This window comes from Hydrocoleum sp. CS-953 (assembly GCF_002260545.1).
In the GTDB taxonomy this organism is placed as follows: domain Bacteria; phylum Cyanobacteriota; class Cyanobacteriia; order Cyanobacteriales; family Microcoleaceae; genus Trichodesmium.
Genome location: NZ_LGSU01001238.1, coordinates 1 through 8,391, shown reverse-complemented (window position 1 = coordinate 8,391; position 8,391 = coordinate 1). Strand labels below are relative to the sequence as shown.

At 39.1% G+C, this 8,391-nt stretch carries 3 protein-coding genes and 4 pseudogenes; 1 reads left to right on the top strand and 6 read right to left on the bottom strand.

Going from position 1 to position 8,391, the window contains the following annotated elements:
- Nucleotides 1-99, top strand: a pseudogene (locus AFK68_RS42190) (PH domain-containing protein); the annotation flags it as partial.
- Nucleotides 100-522: 423 nt separating this feature from the next.
- Here the strand turns inward: AFK68_RS42190 and AFK68_RS21130 are convergent.
- From AFK68_RS21130 to sat, 6 genes and pseudogenes are all read right to left on the bottom strand, one after another.
- Nucleotides 523-1,256 (bottom strand): annotated as a pseudogene (locus AFK68_RS21130) (adenosylhomocysteinase); the annotation flags it as partial.
- 1 nt (nucleotide 1,257) lies between these two features.
- The coding region (locus AFK68_RS21125) for an adenosylhomocysteinase (RefSeq protein ID WP_143438104.1) at nucleotides 1,258-2,050 on the bottom strand (793 nt) is incomplete at its 3' end.
- A gap of 662 nt (nucleotides 2,051-2,712) precedes the next feature.
- The gene (locus AFK68_RS21120; RefSeq protein WP_094674832.1) at nucleotides 2,713-3,309 is read right to left on the bottom strand and encodes a Uma2 family endonuclease; all 597 of its coding nucleotides are present in this window, start codon (nucleotides 3,307-3,309) and stop codon (nucleotides 2,713-2,715) included.
- 1,397 nt (nucleotides 3,310-4,706) lie between these two features.
- Nucleotides 4,707-5,827, bottom strand: a pseudogene (locus AFK68_RS45920) (hypothetical protein); the annotation flags it as partial.
- Nucleotide 5,828: 1 nt separating this feature from the next.
- On the bottom strand, nucleotides 5,829-6,685 hold an 857-nt coding region (locus AFK68_RS45915), incomplete at its 3' end, for a caspase domain-containing protein (protein ID WP_371357485.1).
- A 513-nt stretch (nucleotides 6,686-7,198) separates the two neighbouring features.
- Nucleotides 7,199-8,375, bottom strand: a pseudogene (sat, locus tag AFK68_RS21105) (sulfate adenylyltransferase).
- Nucleotides 8,376-8,391 lie beyond the last annotated feature (16 nt).

Here is an 8,391-nt window from a genome sequence, read left to right as displayed (position 1 = left end):
ATGGGTATTCGAGAGGAAGCCTTCTATGAAGGTGGTCCCCATATAGGAGATTTAATCTTTAATTTATTAATTGGCCTAACAATTATTGGAAAACCTCTCCGAAAATTAATATCTAACTAGCTATCAGCTTTGCCTGACAAAATACTCTTTAATTAATTGATAATGAATAATGGATAATTACCTCTGGTTAAAACTGTACTTGATTGAAGATAACGAAATCTCCTAGCACTTTATTTTATCCTTAAAAGGAGAGGTTTTAAACCGAATTGATTAATTATAAATTATAAATTATCTATTGGTAAAAATTCAAAGTTAACAGTCTCCCACTATACCTGATTGAAAAATTAGTAGTAACTGTTAATGGGGATTAAAACCCCCATTAAACACCTTGAGAAGCTGTTAACGTTTAGCTGCGCGAAATGTTTGCGCTAGCATTCCGAAGGAAAAAGCGTTAGCGTAGCTCCTCTGCAAGAGGCAGTTCCTCTGTAAGAGGCTAGCTAATAGCTAACTTCTACTTCTTAATTAGGTACCAACAGTCCAGGAATTCATGTACTCAACTTGTTCAGGAGTCAAAGTATCAATACCAATACCCATTGCCTGTAATTTCAAACGAGCAATTTCCTTATCAACTTCCACAGGAATAGAGTGTAAACCATTCTCTAATTTACCCTTATTCTTAACCAAATATTCGCAAGCTAATGCTTGGTTAGCAAAACTCATATCCATAACTGCACTAGGATGACCTTCAGCAGCAGCCAAGTTAACTAACCGTCCTTCACCCAATACAATTACAGACTTACCATTTTTGAGTTTATACTGTTGAGTGAAAGGTCTAACTGTCTTCACTTCATCAGCTTTTTCACCCAAAGTCTTCAGGTCAATTTCAATATCAAAGTGACCGGAGTTACAAACGATCGCTCCATCCTTCATCACATCGAAATGTTCCCCACGAAGAACGTGCTTATTACCAGTAACAGTAATAAATAAATCGCCTATAGGAGCAGCTTCCGCCATTGGCATTACGCGGAAACCATCCATGATAGCTTCAATAGCGCGAACTGGATCGATTTCAGTTACAACTACATTTGCACCTAAACCTCTAGCGCGTAGAGCTGCACCTTTACCGCACCATCCATAACCTACAACAACAGTAGTTTTACCTGCTAATAAAACATTAGTAGCACGGATGATACCATCTAAAGTAGATTGACCAGTACCGTAGCGGTTATCAAAGAAATGTTTGGTGTCTGCATCATNCCGCCATTGGCATTACGCGGAAACCATCCATGATAGCTTCAATAGCGCGAACTGGATCGATTTCAGTTACAACTACATTTGCACCTAAACCTCTAGCGCGTAGAGCTGCCCCTTTACCGCACCATCCATAACCTACAACAACAGTAGTTTTACCTGCTAATAAAACATTAGTAGCACGGATGATACCATCTAAAGTAGATTGACCAGTACCGTAGCGGTTATCAAAGAAATGTTTGGTGTCTGCATCATTAACATTCATCGCAGGGAAAGTCAACACCCCATCATTAAACATTGCTCGGAGACGAACAATACCTGTAGTAGTTTCCTCAGTGGTACCAATGAGTTCAGGAAGTTGATCTTGTCTATTTTTTACTAGAGTTGCGACAACATCACTACCATCATCAATAATAATATTAGGTCTATGGTCTAAAGCAGTTTCAACGTGGCGCAGATAAGTTTCTTCATCCTCTCCTTTTATGGCAAACACAGAAATACCATAATCAACTACTAGACTAGCAGCTACATCGTCTTGAGTAGATAGAGGGTTACTAGCAATTAAGACAGCATCAGCACCAGCATTTTTGAGAGCGATCGCTAAATGAGCAGTTTCGGTTGTAACGTGACAGCAAGCTGCTAATTTAATTCCGCTTAATGGCTTTTCTTTGGCGAACCGTTCTTGAATTTGGCGTAAAACAGGCATTTCTCTACCTGCCCACTCAATTCTTTGCTTTCCTAGAGGGGCCAGGGATTGGTCTTTAACTTCGTGTTTAATTTGGACTGGTGTTGCAACCATTTAGTTATTTCCTTAATATATCATAATCTTTAGTTAGTTTAACCAATTTTGCATAACTCGATCAAGAGTGTTAATACGACAAAATTTATTTTGACATTCATACCAATATATGTTATGTCAATTTGATAAAATCATGTAAGCTTTGTTGATGAAGAATCGGTAGTATAGTTACGCGATAACTGGTGTTCAACAATTAATAATTACCTCCTCTTGAAGATAAGAGGATTGGTTAAAAGGGAAATTTTTTTCTTTTCAAGGGGAGATTGGATATGGCGTTTTGCTCTGCAACATATAAAGCGGAGCGGCTCTGTTAAGAGCAGGAAAANATAAAATCATGTAAGCTTTGTTGATGAAGAATCGGTAGTATAGTTACGCGATAACTGGTGTTCAACAATTAATAATTACCTCCTCTTGAAGATAAGAGGATTGGTTAAAAGGGAAATTTTTTTCTTTTCAAGGGGAGATTGGATATGGCGTTTTGCTCTGCAACATATAAAGCGGAGCGGCTCTGTTAAGAGCAGGAAAACTCCCCATCCCACTCAGGGGGAAACTTTCCTTACGGAATGCTATCGCAAACGTTTTTTATGTCGGCGAAAGCCGTTTTGCTCCGCAACATGAAAAACGCGGGTTGTGCGGAACGCTAAACGACCGCTTTTTCTCCTTTAAAGCCTCTCCTTTAAAGCTTTATTTTTCGGTAACATTTGACTTACAATCACACTTACATCAGGAAATACTAAAGGAGAAATACTCTCTGTTTCGGAAAAAATAATCTCGTTTTGATAACCCGCTTCAGAAGGTTCGCGAAAAACGTGCAACTGGCGGTCTACAACATCTAAAATACAATAATCTGCTATTCCCGATCTAGAATAAGCTTTTGCTTTTTTATCCCTATCAATTCTGAAAGTTGTATCTGCAACCTCAATAATTAAATAAACTTCTGAAGCTATTGGATGATGGTCTAAATAACGTTCTAGAGGTGGCATGACAAGAGCAATATCTGGTTCAGGTTCAGAATAATTATTTAATCGGATGGGGTCTTGTGTCCAGACCAAAACTTTCTGTGCCAAAAGATTTTCTAGTAATTTCTGTGTTTGCTTTCCAGCTATAACATGGGAAATTCCTTTTGCTGCCATTCTAATTACTTGCCCTTCCATTAATTCTACTCGCTCTTCTGGGTCTAATATTCCTGCTTCAGCCATCAGATAATATTCATCAACTGTCCACAGTCTAAATGTTAAAGGAGTCTCTGTTTTCTGCATAGCTTTAATATAATTTATAGCGCTTTTCAAGTAAACCAACTATGACTAGCATAATTACTCTACTTCTGAGGAGAACAGAAAATAAAATAAGGGCTAATCAAGCCCCTAGTATAACTATGTTTCTAGTTTTTAGTACAAAGTATTGTTTTGACATACTCCCGACGTTGCCCTTACGGGACAATGCGGGATTCTTCAGTCTGGGAAACCCTGACCGCTGCGCGTGACAGAGGTGATGTCCTCCCCCTGTGTTGACATTGATAATAACAAAATGTACCTAGCTTGTCAAAGGCATATGAACAGCTTATGAAGGTNGAGGTGATGTCCTCCCCCTGTGTTGACATTGATAATAACAAAATGTACCTAGCTTGTCAAAGGCATATGAACAGCTTATGAAGGTATCCGAATCTTAGCCCTGGCTTTCCTATACGACGCTCCCCTCCGGGAGAGCGCGGGACTCCCCTGGCGGGAAGTTAAACAACTCTAGAAACAAAGCTCAGAGTTGCCCAACTATTAATATCTAGAGTATAATCATCTGTTGATAACCCAGTAGATTGAATAGTTGATTGACTTGCACTCTGTAAATCTCGTAACACTGCTTCTGCTACTGCTAAAGGATTTAATACTTCTTTAATTAGGCGATCGTCTCTAACCTGACGCACCTCTCCATCAAGAGCTGCAATTGTTTCCTTAAATGGTTGATGGCTAGAGAGAATCATAATTTCTGATAATCCTTCAGGACCTATTACTCTCCACCCAAAAGATTCTGTATCTATAGGGGAACTGCTAATCACCGGAGGCATATTTATACTATCACCCGGAGAAATAACCATACCTGTTTGTGAAAGTTGAGCATTATTCCCAGGTTGATTAGATATAGTTGGATCGAGAAAAAGAATGCGCCCANCCGGAGAAATAACCATACCTGTTTGTGAAAGTTGAGCATTATTCCCAGGTTGATTAGATATAGTTGGATCGAGAAAAAGAATGCGCCCACTACTGTCTAAAATGAATAACATAAAATAGACTGGGCGATCGCCATCATTATATAATCGACATTGAATTCTACTGCCAATAGGTAAAGTTAGTAATCCATCAGAAACTCCCAACTTGCCTACATCTTCTTCTCTATTAGTTTGAAATTTTTCCCCATCGCTAATTCCGAAAGTTTCTCGACGCATAACGCTCTTTGCTTCTGGAGTAACAGTAGCTAAGTTAGCTCTAAGTTTAATTTGAGTAGATCCTTCATTATTAGTTAAGCGTAATATCTTAGCTGCCAGCAAAGTTTTCAATTGGGAACTTAACCTTTGTACTGCTACCTTGACTGCTTCTCCTCCTTCTCCTGAACTATTGGGTATTAGCACCTGACCTAGAGAAAATAGAGCATAACGACCCTGAGNCTAATTCCGAAAGTTTCTCGACGCATAACGCTCTTTGCTTCTGGAGTAACAGTAGCTAAGTTAGCTCTAAGTTTAATTTGAGTAGATCCTTCATTATTAGTTAAGCGTAATATCTTAGCTGCCAGCAAAGTTTTCAATTGGGAACTTAACCTTTGTACTGCTACCTTGACTGCTTCTCCTCCTTCTCCTGAACTATTGGGTATTAGCACCTGACCTAGAGAAAATAGAGCATAACGACCCTGAGACATCGAGGGTAGAGGTGCTGAAGGACTTTGAGCAATAGCTGTTTCCCGAACTCGACTAAATACATAATCTGCTGCCTGTGTATTTGGCACTACAGTAACTTGAGGTATTGCTGAAAAACCACTGGTAGCATCTACCCGCTCAATTCTTGACATATTAGGATCTAGAGCTATCATTACATCCATAGGTCGAGGCACAACTCTAATCTTTTCTCGTACCAGCGATCCTGCTAAAAGTTGAGAATTAGGAGGAGATTTTTGAGGTTTTTTTTGTATTTGGTTGTTCGTATTTTCATCGTTCTGAAACTCTTCTTGCTGCTGTTCTGATGATTGTTGTGAGCTGTTATTAGTTTCAATGATTACGGAAGCTTTTGCTTTTAAGCCAGTTCGACTCCGAATTTGTAATCGAAAGTTTGGATCTGAATCTAAATCAGGTAAGGTTGTGAATAGGGAATTAGATTTAACTGTATCAAGAATACTAATTGGTAATCCTCCTAACCATAGATTTGCTGTTTTGCCATTATCTTCTACTGAAGTTACTACACCGCTAGCAGGTGGTAATGAAGGACTCAATAGGTTTTGATAACTAATAGTTACTGGAGTTATAGTAGCTATTTCTGTTGATTGAGCAATTTTCTGTTGTTTTGCTTGTTTCAACTCTGGCTGCTGATTAGCTCCAGTTACTTGTTCTACGGAGCTACCGGCTCGTGAAAAACTAATTTGTAGTTTGCTTACAGGGGTTGTAGACCATAAAGTTTGGGTAAGAGCATAGGTAAATAGACCGTAGCTCAAACCATTGCAGTCAGTTTCAGTAGCAAATTGGCTCTCTTGACTAGCATTAAGAATTACCCCTGGCAGTTGGCTTTCATAGATTTCCTGNCTTACAGGGGTTGTAGACCATAAAGTTTGGGTAAGAGCATAGGTAAATAGACCGTAGCTCAAACCATTGCAGTCAGTTTCAGTAGCAAATTGGCTCTCTTGACTAGCATTAAGAATTACCCCTGGCAGTTGGCTTTCATAGATTTCCTGTTCTCCTAGAATATTTTGTCGATCGCGAAGTTGCGTTTGTATTGCTTTCTCTTTAATATTAATTTGTTCTGTAGTTGAACTAGGTCGAGAACGAATTCTTAGAGAACCTTGCAAATTTTTACCCGGATATACATAGCTAGTATCTAATACAGTTACGACTTTTGTGGTGGAGAGAGAGCACAATAATAACCATAGAGTCTCTTGTAAAACATCATTTATTGCTCTACCCCGATCGTTGGGAGGTATCCCATCTATTGGTACTAGAGTATTTTGAAATGTTAAATTTGAGGCACTTAACTCATTATCTTCATCCTCATCAATCATCTTACTCACACGACTACCATAGCCACTAAAGTGAAATAAAACTAAGTCATCTGGTTTAGCTTGATTAGTTAAATGATTAATAAAAGCTGTTTCTATATTTTCCCTAGTAGCTTGTTTATTTGTGAGAGTGAGAATATCAGTAGGTAAAAAACCAAACCGATGAATTAGCAACTCCTGCTGCATCTCCACATCTGTAACACACCCAGACAGAGGTGCATCTGGATATTCATTAATACCTACTAAAAATGCTAATTTACGTCCTGTAGTTTGAGCTAAGGCTTCTGAGTAATGACTTTGGAGACGCCACCACCCTGCTTCATTTATTCCCAATGCTCCTAGGGCCAAGCTAGCCCTTTGCAGAAATTCCCGCCGCTTTAATCCCATTCTTCTTCCTTAATTTCCTACCTTTAACTGAGTCAAGTAAGAACTTTGATATAACAACAGTATTAATTTTCTATATAATTGACGCATTCTGTCCTTAATCAATAAGGGCGATCGCTACTTTCATGCAACAAAGCCCACTCACGAGTTGAGTTTTGTGCGTCTTTCTGATCGGATTTTAACCAGTCATCCAGTTAAAAAAACTCTTAGAGATAACTTGATGCTCGTGCCAAAATGGCTGCTTCAGTCTCTCATCTGACTCACTATCCATCTAAACAGTTAGAATATATTAACTGAGGCAATTGTATAGAACAATTACAGTAATATTCAATAGCTAATTTATTAGTATAAATTAAGTATCCTTTTTAACTGGCTTAACTGCCAAAATCAGAGTTTCTTTACCTAACTCTTAAAGGCGGGTTTAAAGCTTACCTTTAACTAAGGTATAACTTTCATAACCCGCCTCCATTTTCTAATTATGCCTTATCTTTGAGGGCTATACCAGAAAAATTTCTGTTAATTTGCCTGAGCTTTCATTGCATTAGCCAACTCTGCTGCTACTTCTGGTCGTGAAAATTCTGGTGGTGGTAACTCACCCCGACGTAACATTTCTCGTACTTTTGTCCCTGATAAATGAATTCTTTCTTCTTTGATACTTGGACTTGTTTTGCTTGTGGCCATACCTTTGGTACGAGTACAGTAGAAAGCGTGTTCAAACTTCATCGGAACGATACCTAACTCTCCGGGTTCAAACTCATCGAAGATATATTGAGCATCATAAGTTCCATAATAATCCCCTACCCCAGCATGATCTCGACCAACAATGAAGTGGGTACAACCATAATTTTTCCGCACTAAAGCATGAAAAATTGCTTCCCGTGGGCCAGCATAACGCATAGCCGAAGGATTAATGGCCATCATTACTCGGTCTTGAGGAAAGTATTTTTCTAACATAATCTCGTAACAACGCATCCTGACATCAGCAGGAATGTCATCTGATTTGGTAGCACCCACCAAAGGATGTAGAAATAAACCATCTACTGTTTCTAAAGCACATTTTTGAATATATTCGTGGGCACGGTGGATCGGGTTACGGGTTTGGAAACCAACTACTGTATTCCAACCTTTTTCTAGGAAGAGTTTTCTGGACTCGGCTGGATCTATTTGATATTTGGGAAATAATGGGTGAGGATGACGCTCTAATAACCAGACTGGACCTGCTAAGTTAACTGGGCCAGCATCATAAACAACTTTCACTCCTGGATGTTTTTCTTCATCTGTGCGATAAACATTGGTTACTTCATGGGCTTTATTGTAGCGGAACTTTTGAGTTAATTCTAAAACTCCTGCAAATTCTCCTTCTGGAGAATCTAGACGCACCCAACTTCCTTCTTTGATTGAATCTGCTACTTCTTCTGAGACTGATAATGTTACAGGTATACTCCAAGGCAGTCCATTTTTGAGACGCATATCAATGACTACGCTTTCATAGTCATCTGCTTCCATAAAGCCATTGAGAGGGCTAAAGCCTCCTATAGCTATCATTTCTAAGTCTGAAAGAGCCCGCTTGTCTAATTGTACCTTTGGCAAGCTTTCAGCTTTTTCCCATGAATTCTTGTCGTTCTGCTGGTGTGGCAATCCGATTAATTAGGTGGCCACCGTGTGCTGGTATACCATTTGGATACTGAGTCAAGGTGATTCCTCTCTAT

Excerpts from the sequence above, each read along its gene's own strand:
- AFK68_RS21120 (WP_094674832.1), bottom strand. The coding sequence starts at position 3,309 with ATGCAGAAAACAGAGACTCCTTTAACATTTAGACTGTGGACAGTTGAT.